22 protein-coding genes and 1 pseudogene are annotated in these 22,931 nt (G+C 52.5%); 8 read left to right on the forward strand and 15 right to left on the reverse strand.

Annotated elements, in window-relative coordinates:
- Positions 1–33 precede the first annotated feature (33 nt).
- Positions 34–1,976, forward strand: a pseudogene (recG, locus tag BZG79_RS01980) (ATP-dependent DNA helicase RecG).
- A 17-nt stretch (positions 1,977–1,993) separates the two neighbouring features.
- Here recG and envZ read toward each other — a convergent pair.
- The gene (gene envZ, locus BZG79_RS01985; RefSeq protein ID WP_077773614.1) at positions 1,994–3,271 is read right to left on the reverse strand and encodes a two-component system sensor histidine kinase EnvZ; all 1,278 of its coding nucleotides are present in this window, start codon (positions 3,269–3,271) and stop codon (positions 1,994–1,996) included.
- Between the two features lie 2 nt (positions 3,272–3,273).
- On the reverse strand, positions 3,274–3,990 hold the full coding sequence (gene ompR, locus BZG79_RS01990; protein ID WP_077773615.1) for a two-component system response regulator OmpR: 717 nt from the start codon (positions 3,988–3,990) through the stop codon (positions 3,274–3,276).
- Between the two features lie 221 nt (positions 3,991–4,211).
- Here ompR and greB point away from each other — a divergent pair, with 221 nt between their 5' ends.
- Positions 4,212–4,703 (forward strand): transcription elongation factor GreB, encoded by a 492-nt coding sequence (greB, locus tag BZG79_RS01995; protein WP_077676514.1) that lies wholly within the window; start codon positions 4,212–4,214, stop codon positions 4,701–4,703.
- A gap of 45 nt (positions 4,704–4,748) precedes the next feature.
- Positions 4,749–7,046, forward strand: a complete 2,298-nt coding sequence (locus tag BZG79_RS02000; RefSeq protein ID WP_077773616.1) for a Tex family protein — start codon at positions 4,749–4,751, stop codon at positions 7,044–7,046.
- A gap of 132 nt (positions 7,047–7,178) precedes the next feature.
- Here the strand turns inward: BZG79_RS02000 and BZG79_RS02005 are convergent, their stop codons facing one another.
- The 3 genes from BZG79_RS02005 to bioH form a co-directional block, all read right to left on the reverse strand.
- A complete protein-coding gene (locus BZG79_RS02005; RefSeq protein ID WP_025744367.1) occupies positions 7,179–7,652 on the reverse strand; it encodes a hypothetical protein in 474 nt (157 codons plus the stop codon).
- Between the two features lie 67 nt (positions 7,653–7,719).
- Positions 7,720–8,133, reverse strand: coding sequence for a hypothetical protein (locus BZG79_RS02010; RefSeq protein ID WP_077773617.1), 414 nt, complete (start codon positions 8,131–8,133; stop codon positions 7,720–7,722).
- A gap of 99 nt (positions 8,134–8,232) precedes the next feature.
- Complete coding sequence (bioH, locus tag BZG79_RS02015) at positions 8,233–9,012, reverse strand: pimeloyl-ACP methyl ester esterase BioH (RefSeq protein WP_077773618.1); 780 nt, start codon at positions 9,010–9,012, stop codon at positions 8,233–8,235.
- Between the two features lie 38 nt (positions 9,013–9,050).
- On the opposite strand from bioH, the gene BZG79_RS02020 reads away from it, so the two are divergent.
- From BZG79_RS02020 to BZG79_RS02030, 3 genes are all read left to right on the forward strand, one after another.
- On the forward strand, positions 9,051–9,767 hold the full coding sequence (locus tag BZG79_RS02020) for a phosphoribosyltransferase family protein (RefSeq protein WP_077576367.1): 717 nt from the start codon (positions 9,051–9,053) through the stop codon (positions 9,765–9,767).
- A gap of 111 nt (positions 9,768–9,878) precedes the next feature.
- Complete coding sequence (gene nfuA, locus BZG79_RS02025) at positions 9,879–10,463, forward strand: Fe-S biogenesis protein NfuA (RefSeq protein ID WP_025744364.1); 585 nt, start codon at positions 9,879–9,881, stop codon at positions 10,461–10,463.
- Positions 10,464–10,538: 75 nt separating this feature from the next.
- Complete coding sequence (locus BZG79_RS02030) at positions 10,539–10,787, forward strand: DUF3862 domain-containing protein (RefSeq protein WP_077461480.1); 249 nt, start codon at positions 10,539–10,541, stop codon at positions 10,785–10,787.
- A gap of 18 nt (positions 10,788–10,805) precedes the next feature.
- On the opposite strand, the gene cyoE is transcribed toward BZG79_RS02030, so the two are convergent.
- Genes cyoE through BZG79_RS02050 form a run of 4 tightly spaced genes read right to left on the reverse strand, consistent with a single transcriptional unit; the run spans position 10,806 to position 13,933 of the window.
- The gene (cyoE, locus tag BZG79_RS02035; protein WP_077773619.1) at positions 10,806–11,708 is read right to left on the reverse strand and encodes a heme o synthase; all 903 of its coding nucleotides are present in this window, start codon (positions 11,706–11,708) and stop codon (positions 10,806–10,808) included.
- A complete protein-coding gene (locus BZG79_RS02040; RefSeq protein WP_077676509.1) occupies positions 11,683–12,705 on the reverse strand; it encodes a COX15/CtaA family protein in 1,023 nt (340 codons plus the stop codon). The genes cyoE and BZG79_RS02040 overlap by 26 nt, the downstream gene beginning before the upstream one ends.
- 2 nt (positions 12,706–12,707) lie before the next feature.
- Entirely contained in the window at positions 12,708–13,229 is a 522-nt protein-coding gene (locus BZG79_RS02045; protein WP_077660377.1) for a hypothetical protein, read from the reverse strand.
- Positions 13,226–13,933 carry an SURF1 family protein gene (locus BZG79_RS02050; protein WP_175992987.1) on the reverse strand — a complete coding sequence of 236 codons (708 nt, stop codon included), beginning with the start codon at positions 13,931–13,933 and terminating at the stop codon, positions 13,226–13,228. The genes BZG79_RS02045 and BZG79_RS02050 overlap by 4 nt, the downstream gene beginning before the upstream one ends.
- Positions 13,934–13,978: 45 nt before the next feature.
- On the opposite strand from BZG79_RS02050, the gene BZG79_RS02055 reads away from it, so the two are divergent.
- Positions 13,979–14,185 carry a DUF2909 domain-containing protein gene (locus tag BZG79_RS02055; RefSeq protein ID WP_077773621.1) on the forward strand — a complete coding sequence of 69 codons (207 nt, stop codon included), beginning with the start codon at positions 13,979–13,981 and terminating at the stop codon, positions 14,183–14,185.
- 1 nt (position 14,186) lies between these two features.
- On the opposite strand, the gene BZG79_RS02060 is transcribed toward BZG79_RS02055, so the two are convergent.
- The 6 genes from BZG79_RS02060 to lexA all read right to left on the reverse strand — a co-directional run bounded on the left by BZG79_RS02060 (position 14,187) and on the right by lexA (position 20,106).
- Entirely contained in the window at positions 14,187–15,053 is an 867-nt protein-coding gene (locus tag BZG79_RS02060; protein WP_242412975.1) for a cytochrome c oxidase subunit 3, read from the reverse strand.
- Positions 15,054–15,063: 10 nt separating this feature from the next.
- Complete coding sequence (locus tag BZG79_RS02065; RefSeq protein WP_077646476.1) at positions 15,064–15,591, reverse strand: cytochrome c oxidase assembly protein; 528 nt, start codon at positions 15,589–15,591, stop codon at positions 15,064–15,066.
- Positions 15,581–17,182 (reverse strand): cytochrome c oxidase subunit I, encoded by a 1,602-nt coding sequence (ctaD, locus tag BZG79_RS02070; RefSeq protein WP_077461472.1) that lies wholly within the window; start codon positions 17,180–17,182, stop codon positions 15,581–15,583. The genes BZG79_RS02065 and ctaD overlap by 11 nt, the downstream gene beginning before the upstream one ends.
- Positions 17,183–17,191: 9 nt before the next feature.
- On the reverse strand, positions 17,192–18,307 hold the full coding sequence (gene coxB, locus BZG79_RS02075; RefSeq protein ID WP_077576375.1) for a cytochrome c oxidase subunit II: 1,116 nt from the start codon (positions 18,305–18,307) through the stop codon (positions 17,192–17,194).
- A 256-nt stretch (positions 18,308–18,563) separates the two neighbouring features.
- Complete coding sequence (locus BZG79_RS02080; RefSeq protein WP_347336578.1) at positions 18,564–19,358, reverse strand: class I SAM-dependent methyltransferase; 795 nt, start codon at positions 19,356–19,358, stop codon at positions 18,564–18,566.
- A gap of 121 nt (positions 19,359–19,479) precedes the next feature.
- Positions 19,480–20,106, reverse strand: a complete 627-nt coding sequence (lexA, locus tag BZG79_RS02085) for a transcriptional repressor LexA (protein ID WP_025744361.1) — start codon at positions 20,104–20,106, stop codon at positions 19,480–19,482.
- A gap of 213 nt (positions 20,107–20,319) precedes the next feature.
- Here lexA and plsB point away from each other — a divergent pair, with 213 nt between their 5' ends.
- A complete protein-coding gene (plsB, locus tag BZG79_RS02090; RefSeq protein ID WP_077773622.1) occupies positions 20,320–22,770 on the forward strand; it encodes a glycerol-3-phosphate 1-O-acyltransferase PlsB in 2,451 nt (816 codons plus the stop codon).
- Positions 22,771–22,931: the final 161 nt, after the last annotated feature.

Below are 22,931 nucleotides of genomic sequence, written 5' to 3' on the forward strand. Positions count from 1 at the left end.
TTAGCAAGCTCAACCTGACGGATAAAGAAACGGATGCAATCTTCCATGCTTAGCGCAGTAACCGTCGACACCTTTAAAGGTGTCGGCAGTAAAATGGCTGAAAAGCTGGCTAAAATCGGCCTGCATACGGTGCAGGACGTGTTGTTTCATCTGCCGTATCGCTATGAAGNTTAACGCTACGCTTTTTCAATTTTAATGCCGCGATGAAAAATAGCTTGGCGGTTGGCAAACAGGTGAAAGCCTATGGCGAACTTAAACGGGGCAAACACGGGCTAGAAATCATTCACCCCGAGTATCAAGTCTTTTCCGAGCCCACCGAGTTGGTGATGGAAGAAACGCTGACGCCGGTCTACCCGACCACCGAGGGGCTGCGCCAAGCAACGCTACGTCAGCTCACCGACCAAGCGCTGGCTTTATTAGATAAAAGCGGTGTCGAAGAATTACTCCCTGAAGGCTTGTACGATCGACAGCTGTCTCTGCGTGACGCCTTACACCTATTACACCGCCCTCCGCCAGAGACGGTACTGGATGATTTATTAACGGGCCAACATCCCGCCCAGCGACGCTTAATCATTGAAGAGCTCCTAGCCCAGCACCTGTCGATGCTGTCAGTTCGCCATCACGCACAGCAAGTGAAAGGGGTCGCCCTCGCCCCGAGTCACTCGCTCGGACAACGCCTGTTAGACAATTTGCCCTTCACTCCCACAGGGGCACAATCACGAGTGGTTAGCGAGATCAGTGCCGATTTAGCCAAACCATTCCCGATGATGCGCTTAGTCCAAGGTGATGTCGGCGCCGGTAAAACCTTGGTCGCCGTACTCGCCGCCTTACAAGCTATCGAGCAAGGCCATCAGGTTGCGTTAATGGCACCGACCGAGCTATTGGCCGAGCAACACGCCACCAATTTTGCCCAATGGTTAGAGCCGCTAGGTATCCAAGTCGGTTGGCTTGCCGGTAAATTAAAAGGCAAGGCACGGACACAAACCTTGGCATACATCGCCGACGGCGAGGCGCAAATGGTGGTCGGTACTCATGCGTTATTTCAAGCCAGTGTCCAATTTAAAAGCTTGGCGCTGGTGATCATCGACGAGCAACACCGGTTTGGTGTCCACCAACGGCTTGCCTTGCGTGAAAAAGGCGAGCAACAGGGCGCGCATCCACATCAGTTGATCATGACCGCTACGCCTATTCCACGCACCTTGGCGATGACCGCCTATGCCGACTTAGAAACCTCGGTGATTGATGAATTGCCACCAGGACGCACCCCGATTCAAACCGTTGCGGTGCCGGACACGCGCCGTGATGACATTATTGCCCGGGTCAACGCCGCCTGCAGTGATGGTCGGCAAGCCTATTGGGTATGCACATTAATTGAAGAGTCTGACGCTTTAGAGGCGCAAGCCGCTGAAGATACGACTACGGCACTCAAAGAAGCGTTACCGAATCTGACCATTGGCCTGGTTCATGGCCGAATGAAAGCGGCGGAAAAACACGCAGTGATGAATGCCTTTAAGCAAGGCGAGGTGCAGTTATTGGTGGCAACCACTGTCATTGAAGTGGGCGTCGATGTCCCTAACGCCAGCCTAATGATTATCGAAAACCCTGAACGACTCGGGCTGGCACAACTCCACCAGCTACGTGGCCGTGTCGGTCGTGGATCCGTCGCCAGCCATTGTGTGCTGCTTTATCATGCCCCTTTGTCGACAACAGCTACTCAGCGGCTGGGCGTACTGCGAGACAGCAATGACGGCTTTGTCATTGCTCAACGCGATCTCGATATCCGTGGGCCAGGCGAGTTATTGGGCACCCGCCAGACCGGTTTGGCTGAGTTTAAAATTGCCGATTTAGTCCGCGACCAAGCGCTGATCCCCGAGGTACAAAAGCTGGCCAGTCATTTGCACCAGCACTACCCCAAACATGCACAGGCCATCATTCGCCGCTGGTTGGGACATAAAACCCACTACTCCAACGCCTAATGGCCGCTTAACGCGGCCTATTTACCGACCGGGAACGTCATTTGGATCCGCAGCCCGCCTTCGGTCCGTGATGATAAACGAATATCGCCATGAAGCTGTTCAACAATCCGTTTCACGATCGCAAGCCCTAGCCCTGTTCCTTCGCTACCCCGCGCCGTATCGCCGCGGGTAAACGGCTGGAACAAGGTATTTTCGAGACTCGCATCAATGCCCGGACCATTATCTTCCACCTCCACCCATTGATACGTATGGTCCGCATTGCTACCACACCGCAGCCTTACCCAGCCATTGCCATAACGCACCGCATTAACCACGAGGTTGGTAACCGCCCGTTTTAGCGCCACCGAGTTGGCATATAAATCACCGTGCAGCGATTCTAAGTCCAAGACAATATCAACGCCCATTGACTGCTGATGGTTGGCTACATCGCGACAGATGGTGGATAAATCAACGGGATCCGGATCTTGCTGTTGCACCGCGCGTAAATAATCCATGAATTGATTAATGATCTCATTACACTCTTCCGTGTCTTCGGTGATGCTATCGGCCAAATACGCATCGTCGGATGACATCATTTCAGTCGCCAGTCGAATGCGCGTGAGTGGCGTGCGCAAATCATGGCTGACGCCCGCCATTAACAAGGCGCGGTCTTCTTCGAGTTTACGTATCCCTGCTGACATTTTATTAAAGGCCACGGTCACCGCCTGAATTTCTGACGCCCCCCGGGGTGGGACGGGATCAGGAAAGCGACCATCGGCGACATCGAGCGCAGCCCGCTCCAACGCAACCAGGGGCCGGTTTTGCATCTTAATAAACAACCAGCCGCCGGCAATCACCAAAAGCGCAATCACCAAGCTATATTGAAACAGTGGCGCAAAGTCATCTTGATGCAGCTCCGATAAGGGGATCCGCATTAAAAAATCATCAATGGCCTCAAACTTCAGCGTCTTTGTTCCGAGCTCTTCACTAATATGTTCGCTTAAGTAGTCAATCTCCATCGCATCTTGGAACGCGCTTGCGCGCTCACTGCTTGGCGCGTGTAGGGTCACCCCAATTTGTTCCAGCAATTGTCGGCGCACCGGCTCACCCAGATGAAGGACTTCACCATCTTTCAGATACCAGTCTTCTTCCAGCATCAAGCGGACTTCAAAGGCTAAAATCTTATTGAACTGCTGCAAGCTCGGCAGCAACGCATAATTAACAATGGTCAGGTAAGAAAAAACTTGGCTGGCAATTAATAAGCCAGCCAAAATCAATAAGGTTCGCGCGAAGCTCGTCCGCGGTGACATCCGCATCGCTACACCTCACCATCAGGCACAAACACGTAGCCGAGTCCCCACACCGTTTGGATATAACGCGGTTTGCTTGGATCCTCCTCGACCATACGGCGTAAACGGGAGATTTGTACATCAATCGAGCGCTCCATCGCTGAGTACTCGCGGCCACGCGCCATGTTCATGAGTYTGTCCCGAGAAAGCGGCTCACGCGCATTGGTCACTAAAGCTTTGAGCACTGCAAATTCCCCCGAGGTGAGTGTCATCGGTTCGTCATTACGAAACATCTCACGCGTGCCCAAATTAAGACGAAACTCACCAAAGGTGACCGTGGTGGAGTCAGCACTCGGCGCGCCAGGCGCTTCTATTGTTTGACGGCGTAAAACCGCACGCACCCGAGCCAGTAATTCTCGTGGGTTAAACGGCTTAGGTAAGTAATCGTCGGCTCCGACCTCCAAACCGACAATTCGGTCAATTTCATCCCCTTTCGCCGTCAGCATTAAAATGGGCAATTGATTATTGGCTTGGCGCAAGCGGCGGCATATCGACAGGCCATCTTCCCCAGGGAGCATTAAATCAAGCACCATAAGATTAAAGGCTTCACGCGCCAATAATCGATCCATTTGTTCGGCATTGGCGACACTTCGTACCTGAAACCCTTGCTCGGTCAGGTAGCGCTCTAGCAGTGAACGCAGACGCATATCATCATCCACGACTAGAATTTTATAGTTCTCTTGCATGCTTCGCCCTCAATGCTGTTCGCTGCCTAATCATCAAGCAGCTATTACCGTCATCTGATTGAATTTTGCCACAGTTGTGCGCCAGGCCGCGTGTTTGTCCGCACAGAACTGTACGGTAAATTGTTACCGAGTGTTGCCTCGACAAGCTCACTCGCTTCTTGTACTTTCCTGAACAAGGTTATATCGCACGACGCCAGTTGGCTAGTGAAAGGAGAGGTAACGTGAAAACCAAATTGGTGACCCGTGAAGGGTTTAATGCGCTCAAAACCGAGCACGATTACCTGTGGCACGAGCGACGTCCAGAAGTGACCAAAATTGTCAGCTGGGCCGCCAGTTTAGGGGATCGTTCAGAAAACGCGGACTACACCTATAATAAACGGCTGTTGCGGCAAATCGACCGCCGTGTCCGCTACCTGCGCAAGCGGCTGAACGACTTAACCATTGTCGATTATGCGCCCGAGCAAGAGGGCCGAGTGTTTTTTGGCGCCTGGGTCGAGATTGAAAACGAGGCCGGCGACACCAAGCAATTTCGCATTGTCGGTCCCGATGAAATTTATGAGCGCAAAGACTACATTTCGATTGATGCCCCCATGGCGCGCGCGTTATTGAAAAAAGAGGTCGACGATGACGTCGTGGTGTCAACGCCGGAAGGCGAAAAACAGTGGTTTATCAATACTATCACCTATCCCAAGCCAGGCAATGATTCAGTCTGAGCATCACTCATCTTGATGACCTTGATGGGAACGAAAAGGAAACACATGCACACATCGATTATCCAAACCCTGGCCCAAGAGCTTAATGTCGCGCCTGGCCAGGTCAACACCGCGGTGACACTGCTGGACGACGGAAACACTGTCCCTTTTATCGCCCGCTACCGTAAAGAAGCCACGCAAGGTTTAGACGATTCGCAGTTACGCACCCTTGAGACCCGTTTGGTCTATCTGCGCGAATTAGACGCCCGTCGTGACACCATCCTCAAATCGATTGACGAACAAGGCAAGCTGACCGAGGGGCTGCGCCGCGATATTGTCGCCGCAGAGAGCAAAAACCGACTGGAAGATTTATACCTTCCCTACAAACCGAAACGCCGGACTAAAGGGCAGATTGCCATCGAAGCAGGGCTGGAGCCTCTTGCTGATACGCTATGGCACGATCCATCCCAAACACCTGAGACCACCGCCGCACCATTTGTGGCCCCTGATAAAGGCGTGGCCGATACCAAAGCGGCGCTGGATGGTGCCCGCGCGATCATGATGGAGCGTCTTGCCGAAGATGCCAGCCTGCTTGAAACGCTACGCCAATACCTGAAGCAATATGCGGTGCTGCGCGCCACCGTGGTTGCTGGTCAGGAAGACGCCGGTGCCAAGTTTAAAGACTACTTTGATCACCAAGAGTCGATTGCCAAAGTGCCTTCTCACCGCGCGCTGGCCATGTTGCGCGGCCGCAACGAAGGCGTATTACAGCTGGCATTGATTGCCGATCCGGATCAAGATCCAGCAAGCAAGCAAAGCGTGTGCGAGACCATGATCGCTCAGCATTATCAGCTTTCTTTGGGCAGCGCCCCAGCTGACCGCTGGCGCCAACAAGTGATAGCCTTTGCCTGGCGGGTCAAAATCTTGATGCACCTAGAAACTGAGTTTATGGCTAACCTCAAAGAGCGGGCGGAAAACGATGCCATTGATGTGTTTGCCGCCAACCTCAAAGATGTATTGATGGCCGCGCCAGCAGGCCCTCGCTGCACCTTAGGTATTGATCCTGGCCTGCGTACCGGCTGCAAGGTCGCCGTGGTTGACGGCACCGGCAAACTGCTCGATACCGCCACCATTTATCCCACCGCACCTCGGCATGATATAGACGGCGCAAGCAAAGTGCTGCGCCGCTTTATTAAAAGCCATAACGTGAGTTTGATTGCCGTGGGCAATGGCACTGCCTCTCGCGAAACAGAAAGCTTTGTGACCACCTTGCTCAAGCAGGCTGATTTAAGCATTCAAACGGTGATGGTCAGCGAAGCCGGTGCCTCGGTTTACTCAGCCTCTGAGCTAGCGGCTAACGAGTTTCCAGACTTAGATGTGTCGCTCCGTGGCGCCGTCTCAATCGCTCGTCGCCTGCAAGATCCTTTGGCGGAGCTGGTAAAGATTGATCCTAAGTCGATTGGGGTGGGCCAATACCAGCATGATGTCTCTCAACACCAGCTGGCGAAAAAGCTTGATGCGGTGGTGGAAGACTGTGTGAACGCCGTAGGGGTCGATGTCAATATCGCGTCTGCGCCGCTGCTCACCAGGGTGGCAGGCCTTAGCCAAACCATGGCGCAAAACATTGTTGCCTTTCGCGATGAAAATGGTCGATTTAACGACCGTAAAACCTTGCTGAAAGTACCGCGCCTTGGGCCGAAAGCCTATGAGCAATGCGCTGGCTTTTTACGCGTCATGGACGGTACCAACCCGCTCGATCGCTCGGGTGTCCACCCAGAGACCTATCCATTGGTCAAACATATCGCCCAAAAGACCAGCAAGGCGGTCGATGCCTTAGTGGGTAACACGGGCTTATTACAAAGCTTAACCGCCAATGATTATGCCAATGACACCTTTGGGGCGATCACTGTCGCCGATGTGCTGAGTGAGCTTGCGAAACCCGGTCGCGATCCACGTCCAGAGTTCAAAACGGCGACCTTTGCCGATGGCATTAACCAAATTAGTGATTTGAAGCCTGGGATGCAGCTCGAAGGTGTGGTGACCAATGTCACTCACTTTGGCGCCTTCGTCGACGTGGGTGTTCATCAAGACGGTTTAGTCCATATCTCTGCGCTGTCGACGCGCTTTGTCAGCGACCCACGTGAGGTGGTCAAAGCCGGTGATGTAGTAAAAGTTAAAGTCATGGAAGTGGACGTGGCGCGCAAACGGATCGGCTTATCAATGCGTCTTGATGATACGCCCGAGGCATCGGAAGCGAAAGCGAGGCCGACTAAGCAGCGCGAAAGCAAAGCGCCCAAACAGCAATCATCATCTTCCCTAGGAGGGAGCATGGCCGATGCCTTTGCGCGCGCCAAGCGCTCTTAAAGTCAAAGGTTTCTAGAGCCAACCTAATAGTGCCTAACAAATGGCATATTTAGACACTAATGGCCCCGCCAATACTGGCGGGGCTTTTTATATTTTGTCTTAATCAGGACATGGCTTAAGGACTGGATCGTATTAAATCACAATCAATACTTCGGAGGGCATGTTCGCCACGCTTGCCTGCTGGTAGCGCATCGCCACTACCGCACGCGTTTGCTCAAACCGTTTTAGCTGCTCAATTTTTTCTAACACTTCTTCGGGCATTTTTAAGCCCATCGTGTAGCCATTATCTTGGCGAGCTTGCTCACTGGGATCCGTGCGTGCTATGGCATCGATACGACCTGCGATATTGGCGCCATCGTAGTCGGCATGCGTTAATGAATCACGCTGATAGTCCAGCGAGTAGTTGGGGTGTTGGGCAGGATCCCAGGATGAACGTCCCAGCTGCTTATCTTGATCAGAAGGGGCTTTACCATTGTCGGGCTCGGGAGATGACTTAGCAGGGACGATTTTTTCGCGCAAGCGATTGTCCCGCGCAACTTGCTCCGTTGGCGGGTTCACCGATGGCGCGACAGTTGGAATACTGACGCTGGCTGGCGATATGTTCATCTGATGCTACCTCCCACACCAGCTGAAGGCCTAATTGTTAGTGCGGCCTTGTCGTCTTTCTATCAGTTTAGACGATAACCGCGAGTATTGTACCTATTGTACCTAAGGCCGACACAAATTTACCCGCAGTGTACGATGAATCATCGCTTTCTTGGACTTTCTCCGGATGCTCCATCCCCAATGCGCCGTAGGTAAACGACTTTACGGCGGACGTTTCTTCCGGCTCTTTTCCCTCTTGGGCTTTAGCGACCGCACCAGCGTTGGCGCCGTCTTTCACGTCAACATTATTTTTTGCGGCTTGAGGCGAAGCCGGTTTATCACCTTCTTTGACCTCATTCGCTTTTGCGACGTGATCCTTAAAAGTATTGGCTTTGGACACCTGCTCAGCTTGTTTGTCCGCATTTTGCTGCGGCTGTGCCGGCGTTTTGGACTTCATCGCTTGATGATACGCCGGAGACTGCCCAACGTTACCTACGTTCATTATGGTCTCTCCTTATGCCAAAACAAGTGACATAGTTAACTTATCGGCAGAACCGTGACAGGATTGAGTCAATTCTACCAAAAAAATGATCCGCACTGGCTATGTTGCCGGCAACTTGTTGCCTAAAAAGGCTTTTAGCTTGTCTATCACCGCTTCAGGCTCGGTCACGAACGGCGCGTGAGCACTGTGTGTCAGGACCTCACTGTGTGAGTCCGGAGCCAATGTTGATACCGCATCAGCCACCGATACCGGCACTAAACCATCTAACTGCCCATACATTCTCAACCAAGGCACCTTGATAGCGCCACAGCCCTGACGCAAATCCGTGTCTGCTAACATGGCTAAGCCATCCGCAAGCGCACGAGGGTCCGGTGTTGGCCGCGAAAATACCGCTTGCTTAAGCGCTTTTACGTCTTTTCTCGCGGTTGGTGATCCCATCGCTTGCAGCGCCATAAAGCGCTCAACTGTCAGCGAAAAGTCACGCTCAAGCTGACGAGCAAAGTCACTGAGCACCCCAGGTTTAATTCCTCGCCACCCAGGTTCGGCAACAAACTTGGGTGAGCTGGCGATGGTAACCAATCCAGTTACACGCTGTGGCGATAAAAGCGCGGCTTGTGTTGCCACTAACCCACCTAACGACCAGCCTATCCAAGTGGCATCTACTGGTGATTCTTTAAGCAACACTTGTGCCAGATCTTCGATATTAAGCCCCGGTTGTGCCGCGCTATAGCCAAAACCGGGTAAATCAACACAGTGCACCCGAAAGTGTGGTGTTAGGTACGGCAAGATTAATGACCACACCGCGCTGTTCATGCCCCAACCATGAATGAGAACCAGATCGGGTCCTTGCCCGTGCGACTGCCAATCACATAACGCCATGTTTACACTGCCTTGATTGCTTTTTACTCAGGACGCTTATGATATCAACAATCGTGCCACGGCGCTTTACACGTGTACTGACCCACTGGCGAGGCAAACTCTTGCCCTTACAGTGTCCCGTTTGCCACCTCGCCTTACCTGCCCATCACTCTCTGTGCTGTGATGCGTGTTGGGATGCCCATCATCAGTGTTTGCTTTGTCAGTGTTGTGGACTGCCTGTTTCACAACCACAAGCGCGATGTGGCGCCTGCCTCAGCCAGCCGCCAGCTTGGGACCGCTTGGTTGCTATCAGTGGCTACCATGATCCTCTCCCGCAATTAATTCACGCGTTCAAATACCAAGGAGCCTTCGAGCTGGCATTGCCGTTTGCCCAGCAGCTCAGTGATCGTATTCTCACCCCCGCACCGGTGCTGTTGCCGGTGCCGCTGCATTGGCGACGTCGTTGGCAACGAGGGTTTAATCAAAGTCTGCACTTGGCTTGGGCACTTGCCGACAACCTTGATACTCGGGTGGTGGATACGTACTTATCTCGCGCCCGACATACCGCGCCACAACAAGGTCTCAGTCGGCAAGACAGGTTACATAATCTGCGTGGTGCTTTTGCTCTTCATGGCCCGCTCCCCGCTTCTCATGTCGCTGTCGTCGACGATGTCGTCACCACCGGACAAACGGTATCGCAATTATGTCGATTACTGCGCAAAGCCGGTGCAAAAACGATCGATGTTTACTGTTTGGCCCGTACCGATCTACCCTAGCGGTAAGCGTGCTACCCCTGCACATAAAGTAGCCACATGGTTCGAGGGGTGATAGCCAAAGCAAACCGGAGTACACTGTATAAAACACACTGGATTAGTCAGGTATTTGTCGTGTCAGAAGTCAATATTTCAGAAAATGCACAAAGCCACTTTGTGAAGTTGCTTGAGCAGCAGCCCGAGGGCACCCATATTCGCGTGTTTGTTGTCAATCCAGGCACGCCAAACGCAGAGTGCGGTGTCTCATACTGTCCGCCGGAAGCGGTAGAAAGCAGTGATACCGAGATAAAATTCAACGGTTTTTCTGCGTTTATCGACGAACTGAGTCTCCCTTTTCTCGACGAAGCAGAGATCGACTTTGTCACCGATAAAATGGGCTCGCAGCTCACGCTGAAAGCACCGAACGCCAAAATGCGTAAAGTCGCCGATGATGCACCTTTGATGGAGCGCGTCGATTATGTGATTCAAAGCCAGGTAAACCCACAACTTGCCAGCCATGGCGGCCATGTGAACCTGATTGAAATCACTGATGATTCGGTGGCTATCCTCCAATTTGGTGGCGGGTGTAACGGTTGCTCCATGGTGGATGTAACCTTGAAAGAAGGGATTGAAAAGCAGCTATTGGCTGAATTTAGTGGTGAGCTACACGGTGTGCGCGATGTGACCGAGCACGCCCGGGGCGATCACTCTTACTACTAATAGACACCACCACGTTAATAGCAAAACAGGCCATGAGGCCTGTTTTTTGATCACATCAGTGAGTGAGGTATTGTTATGCGGGTCTTTTTTGCCTGTGTCTTGGTCGTCTTTCTGGCCGGTTGCTCGAAAGTGACTAAGCAAAACTACGATCAGTTGGAGGTCGGCATGAGTTATGACGTGGTAGTTGCTCACGTTGGCAAGCCAAGCCAATGTGATGACACCATGGGATTAACCCATTGCGTGTGGGGCGGTGATGGCAAACACATTAAGGTCTCGTTTGTCGCCGACAAAGCCACGGTACTGTCGGCAAAAGGGCTTAAGTAGTCCCTCCAATAGCGCCACTTAATAGCGCAACGCGTGGTCGGCAAGCAGCACCACAAAGGTCGCGAAGATATGCCATATCGAAAACTTAAAAGTCTGCCACGCGATGCCTTTTTGCGACTGGGTTTTCAGTCGCCAAGCATAGCCGACAAAAGCGAGGTTAAGGGCAGTCGCGCCCACCAGATATAGCCAACCACTCATCCCGGTCAGCCAAGGGAAAATCCCCACCACCACCAGCAATAAGGTGTAAAGCAAAACCATGGTCTGAGTAAAGCGAACCCCGTGGGTGACGGGCAGCATCGGCACATCGGCTTTGGCATAATCATTGCGCCGATGAATCGCCAGCGCCCAAAAGTGGGGCGGCGTCCACGTGAATATAATCATCACCAGCAGCAGCGCATGCGCGTGGACCTCGCCTGTCACCGCCGTCCAACCAAGTAGTGGCGGCATTGCGCCGGCCAAACCGCCAATGACAATGTTTTGCGGTGTCGCGGGTTTAAGCCACTGGGTGTATACCAACGCATAACCCACCAGGCTGGCAAAGGTCAGCCACGCGGTGAGCGGATTCAGCCACCAACAGGTAATAAAGCCGCTCACCATCAGTGCCACCGCAAACACCAAAGCGGCACCTTGACTGACACGGCCTTCAGCAACAGGACGATGGCGAGTACGCTGCATTTTGGTATCAATTTTCCAATCGATCACGTGATTAAACACCGCCGCAGCACTGGCTTGTGCGCCAATGCCAAATAATCCCACCAGCACCGCCGACCAGGGTGGCCAGCCGGGCGTGGCTAAACACATCCCCACCAGCGCGGTGAGAAGCAGCATGGCAACCACGCGCGGTTTGGTGAGCTCGTAATAATCACGCCAATTAGCGCCAGCAGGCGTCGATACATTAGCGGTGCGTTGATACTGTGCCATGGTGAGATCCTTGTCGGGCCGACGGTGAAAGACATAAAAACCGGGAGAGCAGTAATATGGCCAGTAGCGACAATCCACCGAGGTTATGCGCCACCGCCACACTTAAGGGCAAGAGCGCGACCACATTGGTCACCCCCAGGCTGATTTGCACGGCCAGAACCACAATCACCCCAAGCCCAACGGCGCGCGCGCCAGCATGCCAAAGTACCCATGCCCAGCCCAGCACCAAGGCAGTGACCACCATGGCGCCGAGACGGTGCGTGGCATGAATGGTCACCCGCTCGGCATGATTCAGTACGCCAAACTGGTAGGTCTCGCTGTGAGGGCTGATAGGATTAAACGCCGAGGGGGTGAAAAGCTGCCACCAAGGGCTTTCGCAGATGGGTAACTGCGTACAGACCGTGGCGGCATAATTTGCTGAGGTCCAACCGCCCAATCCTATCTGTATGATCACGGCGACCACTGCCACACTGCCCACGCGGCGTGCGGGCGGCGATATTTGCATAACGGGCAGCTTGATTGCCCCTGCCAACACCACAAGCCAAGCCAGCAAACACACCGTAGTGAAGCCACCGAGCAAATGTGCCATCACCACCACCGGCATTAAGCTTAAGGTGACCGTCCACATCCCGAGCGCCGCTTGCATGACTACCACCACACTCAGCAGCGTGGTCATCGGCCGTAACGCCCGATAATCGGAGCGTCGCCAGCTTATCCAAGTCAACGCAAAAATAGCCAATGCTAAGGTGCCTGCGACATAGCGGTGCAGCATTTCATTCCACGCTTTCGTCACATCCAAGGGCGCGTCGGGGAACCGCAACATCGCCACCGATTGCGCAGTTCCACTGTCGGGCACGCCCAAGTGGCCATAACATCCGGGCCAATCAGGGCAGCCAAGTCCGGCTTCAGTTAAACGGGTAAACGCGCCCAGCCCAACCACCAGCACGGCCAGTATCAGTGTCGATAAGACGGCGAGTTGGTAGCGACGTGTTGCCATAATCAGCCTACCTTAGACAACTTGAGAAGCCGTTTGAGATCGCGCAATAAGCCTTTACCTTGCGCAATCCACTGGGTGTTATCATCACTGACTGGATAGGCCAGCACCACATTGTTCATCGGATCGCTAAGATAAATAGTATTTTTATCAAATGCTTGCTGCTGCCATGCCTGCGCCTGCTCGGTCGTCAAAGTTTGCCATGTCAGTACCTCCGGCGCTTTCGGTGCAGTACTTGTCAGGGCCACGCTAGTGACGCGATCGCGCTCTTTACCCACCGCAATAGGAATTTGCGTTAACTGAAAAAGGGCTTGCTCACACACCAAGTCACACTGTTCTGGCACCCGATAAATCAACCGCCACTGCCCTTGCTCGGGTAACCAATTCAAGGTCGCTGGCTCAGCAAGAAACTGGCCGTAATTGGTGACACCTTTTTGGTACCAACTTTGCTCGAGCACTAATTTGGCCACCACCACCGGCAGTATAAAGATCCCTATCAATGCCACGACAAGCATGCGTCCTTTCATTCGCACTCCTTCCTTTGTGTTTTGTGCCACCATATGCCCGCACCGATACCGACTGCGAGAGCCATCAGTGCCCATTGCAAGGCATAGCCATAGTGCTTCGTCGGCGGCATCACCACTGGCTGCCACACCGGCCTCACCCCTGCTTGCGCCAAGGCATCCCGGCTCGGCGCTGTCACATCCACCAGTTTTTCTGCCCGTATCAGCCACTGCACCTCTAGCGCGGGTAGTCGTGCCTGCAATGTGGGTAAATCAATGCGTTGTACCCGCACCGGCCAGGTTTGCGTTTCCGTCTGTTGCTTAAGCACAACGCGCTTTGACGGTGTGTCAGCAAATCCGAACAGCTGATAGCGCGATGCTAACGTGGGAACGTCCGGCAATGCACGAAGCGCAGGCGCGGCCATCCAGCCCAATTCAACTAACCACCACTGCGATGGCTGCTGGCTTGGAATAAAAGGAAGAAAAAGGCGATAGCCTACGCGGCCTTGGTGGATCTGATTGTCGAGCCACACGGCGAACTCGGGGCGAAACTGGCCATCGATCACCAGGTATTGCCCTTTTTGCACCGAGCCTGTGAGTGATTGTGGTGTTTGGTTGGCGTCAAACCGTGCCAGATGTTGGGCTTTTTGCGCGCCACGCGTCCATTGCCAATGGCTTAACTTGACGAGCAGCAAGACCACAACCACAGTCAATATCAGAAATCCCATTCGTCGTCCTTGTTTCATACTTACCCATTGCGCGAAGGAGCGCTTATGTTGATCAAAGCCATGCTGATTTGTTTACTGGTTTTTATTTTGTTTAACCTCTTTCGTGCCTTGCCCGTGTTATTAAAAGGCGATAATTCAGTGCCTTTATCCCGTTATCTCGGTCGCCGGGTGCTGTTTTCCGTGATTGTCTTCGTGTTATTGCTGCTTGCGCTCTCCATGGGCTGGGTTGCCCCCAATCCGCGCCCATACTGAGTTAAAGAATGTAAACCAACACAAACAAGCACAGCCACACCACATCCACAAAGTGCCAATACCACGCACTGGCTTGAAAGCCAAAGTGATGCTCAGGGCTAAAATGTCCACGCATCACGCGTAACCAAATAACCAAGAGCATTAAGGTTCCCAAGGTCACGTGTAAACCATGGAAGCCCGTCAGTAAGTAGAAGGTGTTGCCATACACGCCTGAATCGAGGCGCAAGTTCATTTCTTGATAGGCATGCACATACTCTTCGCCTTGAAAGAACATAAACACCGCCCCAAGTAAGACGGTCGCCAGTAAAAATCCCTTCAGCCGTCCGCGTTGGTTTTTTTCAATCGCAGTATGGGCAATATGGAGCGTGACCGACGAGGTCAGGAGGATCAGCGTGTTAAGCAAGGGCAGCCCCATCGCGGGCATTGCCGTGGTTTCTATCCCGCCCGGTGTGACAGTCAGTGGCCACTGGGCAACAAAATCCGGCCACAATACCGCCGCGGTCATCGCATTATTGCTGGCCCCGCCTAGCCAAGGTACGGCGATAAAGCGGGCGTAAAAGAGCGCACCAAAGAAGGCACCAAAAAACATCACCTCAGAAAAAATAAACCAGCTCATTCCTTGGCGAAAAGAACGGTCCATTTGAGCCGAGTAGAGGCCTTGCATGGATTCGCGGATCACATCGCGAAACCAGCCGGTCAGCATCACCACAATCAGTACGGTGCCCGCAAGCAACAACCAAGGGCCGTATCCCCCAAACAAGCCGCCTACCGTGGCACCGGCCCCTGCCGCAATTAAAAACAGCGCCAGCGCACCGACAATCGGCCATATACTCGCCGCTGGGACGTAGTAACGTTCAGGCGTCGCCATGATCGCCTCCTTATTCCTTGGCACTGGCGGTGACATCAAACAGCGTATAGGCCAGCGTTAAATGGTTAATGTCATCCGGCAGCTCAGGATCCACATAAAACACCAGGGGCAACGCCGCGTCCTCGCCACGTGGCAATGGCTGCCGGTTAAAACAAAAGCATTCAATCTTGTTAAAGTATTGCGCGGCTATCCCCGGTGAGACCGAGGGTACGGCTTGACCAATGGTGTCATAGCGTGCGTTATTCGTTGCGAGATAATTAATCGTGTGAGTCGCACCAGGGTGCACTTGCATCTGGTTGACTTGGGGCTCAAATGTCCAACGCATCCCCGGATTGATGTAGGCAATAAATTCAATGGTCACCAAGCGATCTTGGTTAATGCCAGCACTGGATGCGGCCGCCTCGGTATCCGTTTTGCCATTAATGCCCGTCACGTCGCAAAACACGTCGTAGAGTGGAACTAAGGCAAAGGCAAAACCAAACATACCCACGGCGAGCAACAGTAGACGACGAGCGGAGCGCGTTGATTTAGTGACCATAGCGCGCTTCCTCCAGATCCGGCGGTGTCTCAAAGGTGTGGTAAGGCGCGGGCGATGGCACGGTCCACTCCAGACCTTCGGCCCCTTCCCAAGGTTTAGCGGCAGCAGGCTCGCCACCACGCGCGCATTTAATGACGACGGCTAAAAAGATGAGTTGCGACAGACCAAAGGCAAAGCCACCAATGCTGACAATGGCGTTCACGTCGGCAAACTGCAGGGCATAATCGGGGATCCGGCGTGGCATGCCTGCGAGGCCGAGAAAATGCATCGGAAAAAAAAGAATATTGACGGAAATCACTGAGCACCAAAAATGCCACTGTGCCAGGGTTTCATTAAACATATGCCCAGTCCATTTAGGCAGCCAGTAATAGGCGGCTGCCATGATCGAGAACACCGCCCCTGAGACTAAAACATAGTGAAAGTGCGCCACCACAAAGTAGGTGTCGTGGTACTGAAAATCAGCCGGTGTGATCGCCAACATTAGCCCAGAAAACCCGCCAATGGTAAATAAGACGATAAATGCAATCGCAAACAGCATCGGCACTTCAAACGTTAGCGAGCCTCGCCACATGGTCGCCACCCAGTTAAACACTTTGACCCCAGTCGGCACCGAGATCAGCATGGTACAGAACATGAAAAACAGCTCGGCAAACACCGGCATCCCGGTAGTGAACATATGATGTGCCCATACCAGAAAGCTTAATCCTGCAATCGAGGCGGTGGCATACACCATGGAGCTGTAACCAAATAGCCGTTTGCGTGAGAACGCCGGCACGATGGCCGAGATAATGCCAAAACTGGGCAAAATCATGATGTAAACTTCTGGGTGACCAAAGAACCAGAAAATGTGCTGGAACAAAACCGGATCACCGCCCCCCGCCGCATCAAAAAAGCTGGTGCCAAAGTATTTATCGGTCAGCACCATGGTCGCTGCTCCCGCTAATACCGGCATCACCGCAATCAGCAAAAAGGCGGTTATCAGCCAGGTCCAGACAAACAGCGGCATTTTCATATAGGTCATGCCAGGCGCGCGCATATTGATAATTGTCACAATCACATTGATCGCCCCCATAATGGAGCTGATCCCCATAATATGTAGGGCAAACACAAATAAGCCGGTGCTATCGGGGCTATAGGTAGTCGACAGTGGCGCGTAGAAGGTCCAGCCAAAGTTGGGGCCGCCACCTTCCATAAATAACGAGCCGATCAACAATAGAAACGCAAACGGCAGAATCCAAAAGCTCCAGTTATTCATCCGTGGCAGCGCCATATCCGGCGCCCCTATCATCATCGGCACCATCCAGTTAGCGAGCCCAGTAAAGGCAGGCATGACCGCGCCAAACACCATAATCAAACCATGAACCGTGGTCATTTGATTAAAAAAGTTGGGCTCTATCAGTTGCAGGCCGGGCTGGAATAATTCCGCACGGATCACCATTGCCATCGCGCCACCCAGCAAAAACATGGTGAAGCTGAAAATCAGATACATGGAGCCGATGTCTTTGTGGTTAGTGGTCAGCACCCAGCGCATGATGCCGCGCGGTTTATGGTGGTGGTCGTCATGAACGGATTCTGGCGTTGTATCTGTCATAGTGCGCTCCTAAAGCTCTTCGCCCGACATCACCGCGTTAACCTGAGCGGCTTGTACCGTCTCGCCGGTGTCATTGCCCCACGCATTGCGCTCGTACGTCACCACCGCTGCTAACTCTTTGAGTGACAATTGCGGTCCAAACGCTTGCATGGCGGTGCCGGCTTTGCCGTTGACGACAATATCGATATGATCAACCAATCGATTTGGTTGCGTCGCAATCTCAGCATCCGCTAACGCTGGGAATACGCCAGGCATGCCTTGCCCTTCACTTTGATGGCACATGCCGCAGCGGCTGTCATACACTTGTTTGCCCAGCGCCATCAGTTCATCCATCGGCATCTCCATCCCCAATAAGCGTTGCTCTTCTTCGCGAGCTTGTTGCTGAGTGAGTGCGGTTTTTTGCACCCAAGCATCAAATTCTTCTTGCGGCTTGGCGATCACCACAATCGGCATAAAACCGTGGTCTTTACCGCACAGCTCGGCACACTGCCCACGATAAATACCGGGTTTGTCGATTTTGGTCCAAGCCTCATTGATAAACCCAGGGTTGGCATCCTTTTTCACCGCGAAGGCCGGTACCCACCAAGAATGAATCACATCTTGCGACGTGATCAAAAAGCGCACCTTGCGTCCCACCGGTAACACCAAGGGTTGGTCGACTTCTAACAAATAGTTATCGCGTTTTTGTCTTTCGTTGCGGATCTGTTCAGGGCTAGAGGCAAGCAAGGAGAAAAAGGCAACATCGTGATCAAAGTAGCGGTAATGCCACTTCCATTGTGAGCCGGTCACTTGAACGGTTAAATCAGGCTTGGTGGTATCTTCCATATCGAGTAAGACTTGGGTGGCGGGGATCGCCATACCCACCAAAATGAGAAACGGTACGAGCGTCCACGCAATTTCTACCTTGGTACTTTCATGAAACGAAGCAGGCTTGGCGCCTTTGGATTTACGATGGCGGATAATGGCCCAAAACATTACGCCAAACACCAATACCCCTATCGCCACGCAAATATAGAAAATCGTCATATGCAGGTCATACACCTGCTGACTGATGGCCGTGACCCCTTGAGTCAGGTTCCACCCTTCACGTTCGGCAGCCTGCACTTGCCCAGGCAGCAAAGCCATTCCCGATGCCAGTATTGGTTTATGGTAGCTCGACACGGCCCCCTCCTGCCCGCAGGCATGAATGCATTGCACCTTTGCTTAAACCCACGCAGCTTAAGCAAAGGTTAAGGAAACAACGCGATACATACGATCACAAAAATTAACGTTTTGTTTACATTCAATCTAGGAGAGGTTTGCCCAAAGGACAAAAAATAGACAAAGAAAGATCGTGAGGCTAAGCACAGACTGAAAAGCGAAAGGCGGCATCCGCGCCGCGCTAGATCTCAATATGCAACACCATCGGGGTAAAACGCAGACGATAACGCGGCATCGCCGCCAGTGCGCGCTGCCAAAAACGCCACCTTGGGCAAGGTTTATCAAGTGGGGAGTGTTCTTCAACCCGACAGGCCCAGGGCAAGGCTTGAATGATCGCCATACGCGGATCGGCAAAACCATGTTGATAAGATTCACACCCCAGTTTCTGGCCGATCCGGCTATGGCACTTATCCCCCGCTAAGACTAAACAGGCCTCAAGTTGGGGAAAACAGCGACTAATATGCTGGCAAAATGCAGAAATTTCTTGGTTGGTGCACTCAAGTAAGGCTTGATCGCAAATTAACATGGTCGGATGACCCGCAGGAACCGCCAGTTGCGCCAGCCAATCAAGCTGTTTGACCGACCCTTGCACCATCCGGAAACGCTCACTGGTGTGGAATAAACGCTCTCGCCATAACAAGGTTTCGTCAACATCGACTTCTAACCAACGACAACGGCCGTTATCCAGTCGATAAAAGCGGGTATCTAACCCACCACCAACATTAATGATCCATGCCGTGGGGTGCTGAGCAAGAAACTGTTTAACAATGGCATCACACTGGCTAGTGAGCGTGGCATAAAGAAGCTGGGTTTGATCGAGATTGTGCCAATCACATTCGGGCTGCATGACACACCCTTGGCATGCGGCGGCCGCCATGGGGTCATAGATCACGCCATTGTCAGTCAGGCTCTCACGACTGCGCAGCCACATTGGCTTAAATAGCTTACTGGGAACAGAATGCTGTTGCGTWCGCACGGACACCTCCACACACGATAATCAAGGATGATAATAATTATCGTTTAAATGTAGAGAAATGCAAAGATGTTTTTTTAACCGCATTCCATTGGCGGACATCAATGTCCGCCAACGTGGGAAATCACATCCAGTCGGTATTGCGAATCACACCAACAGCAACACCTTCAATCGTCAGTGATTGTGCAGTTAAATCCACCGAGATCGGCATAAATTCATCGTTTTCAGCATGAAGAACAACATTCGACCCTTTCTTCTCTAGCCGTTTGACGGTGACATCGTCATCCACTCGCGCGACGACCACTTGGCCATTATGTACGTCTTGTGTTTTGTGCACCGCCAGTAAGTCACCGTCAAGAATGCCAATATCTTTCATGCTCATGCCGCTAACTCGCAGTAAAAAGTCGGCACTTGGCTTAAACAAGGCTGGATCGACCTGATAGAGGCTCTCAACATGCTCTTGTGCCAAGATGGGCTCACCCGCCGCGACACGGCCAATTAAAGGCAAGCCTTGGTCATCAGGCGTCACCACTTCTTCTTCGCTAATTAAGCGAATACCGCGTGATGCCCCGGGAATAATCTCGAGTACGCCTTTGCGCGCCAACGCTTTCAAATGCTCTTCGGCAGCGTTCGCGGAGCGAAACCCCAGCTGACGGGCGATTTCGGCACGTGTTGGGGGCATCCCTGTGTCTTCAATATGGGTTTTAATCAGCTCGAAGATTTGTTGCTGTCTCGCGGTTAACGGCTTCATGCTCTTACCTGTCTTTTTATACAGTTAACTGTGAGTATATCCAGTAACATACGGCTTGAAAAGGACTAATTATAGACACGAGAAGCGGATCTCATTGTCGGTAGCCGATTCAAACGCGCGCAATCTCGCGTCAATTCTCTGCCTTTGGTTGCAAGTTCGCAGCCATTTTCTGCTATCCTTGGCGCGCATTTTGAATTTGAGGCACTGACAATCATGGCGCTCTGGCAAAAGATTTATTACAAGCTATTGAATTTGCCGCTTTCTGCCTGGGTAAAAACCCAATGTATCCCCTCTGAACCGGTCGAGCAGCTAAACCTGTCTCTCGCACGTCCTATTGTGTACGTGTTGCCGTTTCAGTCTCATTCGGATTTATTAACGCTACGGCGAACCTGTTTACGTCAAGGATTACCGGATCCATTAAAGCCCCTCATTATTGGCGATACCACACTGCCGCGCTATGTCTTTATTAGTCACGGACGCAAGGTGTTTTCCGGTGATGACGATCTGCCTGCGCGCTCGCTCGCGCATTTTAAAGACTTACTCCACTTACACCGACAAGACAGCGAGTTAGATATTCAACTCGTGCCTGCCTCAGTGCTTTGGCAGCGCGATCCGGGCAACGAGACGCAGCGCCACCAAGCAACACTGCACGCAATGAATGGGCCAGAAAAATTCTGGACCATCCTTACTCGTGGCCGTGATGGCATGGTGCGGTTAAGCCAAGCGGTGTCGCTGCGTTACATGGCCGACAAACACGGCACCGACCAAGCCATCGCCCACAAATTAGCGCGGGTGGCGATGATCCACTTCTCGCGGCAAAAACTCGCGGCCTCAGGCCCCCGTTTGCCTAATCGCGCTCTGTTATTCAAACGTCTGCTGGCATCAAAGGCCATCGACAAAGTCGTCCACGATGAAGCACAAAGCCGTGATGTATCGGTTGAAAAAGTCCGTAAAGAAGCCGTCGATATGATGGAAGAGATTGCGGCACACTTTTCTCATCGTTTGATTCGCTACAGCGACCGCATTCTAACCTGGCTTTGGAATAAACTGTATCAAGGCCTTCATGTTAACAATGCCGAACGGGTTCGCCAGCTGGCACAAGATGGTCACGAGATTGTCTATGTGCCTTGCCATCGCTCGCACATGGATTACTTGCTGCTCTCTTACGTACTGTATAAAGAAGGCTTAGTGCCGCCGCACATTGCCGCGGGCGTGAACCTCAACTTCTTCCCTGCCGGGCCGCTCTTCCGTCGCGGTGGCGCCTTCTTTATTCGACGCAGCTTTAAGGGCAACCGCCTGTATTCCACCGTTTTTCGTGAATACTTGGCCGAGTTGTTTGCCCGCGGTTATTCGGTCGAATATTTCGCTGAAGGCGGGCGCTCGCGCACCGGTCGCTTATTGTCGGCTAAAACGGGGATGTTATCGATGACCTTGCAAGCTATGCTGCGCGGCCAACAGCGTCCTATCACCTTAGTGCCTGTCTATATCGGCTACGAGCATGTAATGGAAGTGAACACTTATGCCAAAGAGCTACAGGGCCAGCGTAAAGAAAAAGAGAGCTTTGGTCAGGTACTCGGGATTGTGCGTAAGTTGCGCAATTATGGCCTTGGCTATGTCAACTTCGGTGAGCCGATTGCGCTCAATCAACACCTCAATGAGAAAGTGCCAGATTGGCATGATTATATTGATCCAATGGAGCCTCAAAAGCCGGCTTGGATGAACCCAGTGGTGAGTGAGTTAGCGACCAAGGTCATGACCCATATCAACGATGCTGCCGCGACCAATGCGCTGAACCTCTGTGCGACCGCGCTGCTCGCCTCGCGCCAACGAGCCCTGAGCCGAGAAGCCTTAGAAGCACAGCTTGCGGTCTATCAAGGCCTACTGACTCAGGCCCCATATTCCACCAGTAGCAGTGTCCCACAAGCCTCGCCGGTAGAATTGGTCGAGCATGCGTTGTCGTTAAATAAACTGGTGGTCGAGAAAGACACCATGGGTGAAGTCATTTCGCTTGATCGCCAGCAAGCCATCTTAATGACTTACTATCGCAACAATGTGATCCACCTAGTGGCACTGCCATCACTGATTGCACAAATCCTGGTAACCCACCAAACCATCAGTCAATCCGGCTTGCGGGCTTGTGTGCAGCAGTTGTATCCCTTGCTCAAAGCAGAACTCTTTATGAGCTTTGATGATGCCGGACTCGACAGCTACTTTGATGCACTCTTACATGCCATGCATGCGCAGTCCTTGTTGTGCTGTGAGGGCGACAAAGTCACCATGAATAATGCCAAGCTCGGCGAGCTACAATTACTCGGCCGTACCATTGCCGAAACCCTGCAGCGCTATGCCATTACCTTGACCTTGTTCACCCATCAGCCACACATTGATAAGCGCGATTTGGAAAAAAACAGCCAAATGTTGGCGCAACGACTCAGCCGCTTGCATGGTATCAATGCGCCTGAGTTTTTCGATAAACAGGTCTTTACCATCTTTATCGATACCCTGCGCGAGCAAGGCTATTTAGACGATGATGCCAAARCCAATGCTGAGCGCATCCAGGCCTTAAATGACTTTGTCTGTGGTTTGATCTCACCAGAAGTGCAATTAACAATTCAAGCCGTGCTAAATCAGCCGCTGAGTGAGAGCCAGCCTGATGATAGCTAACAGGGCACCGTCAGCTTGTGGTGCCCACAAGCTCGTGGTTTTCATAAGCTCTTGGTTAACATAAGATGTTGATTAAAAAGATATTGATGACCATAAACAGTTAGATGCTTAAAAAAAAGGCGCTTCACTCAGAAGCGCCTTTTTAGTGTCTCGTTGTTGAT

This window comes from Salinivibrio sp. MA427, from assembly GCF_001996115.1.
Classification (GTDB): Bacteria; Pseudomonadota; Gammaproteobacteria; order Enterobacterales; family Vibrionaceae; genus Salinivibrio; species Salinivibrio costicola.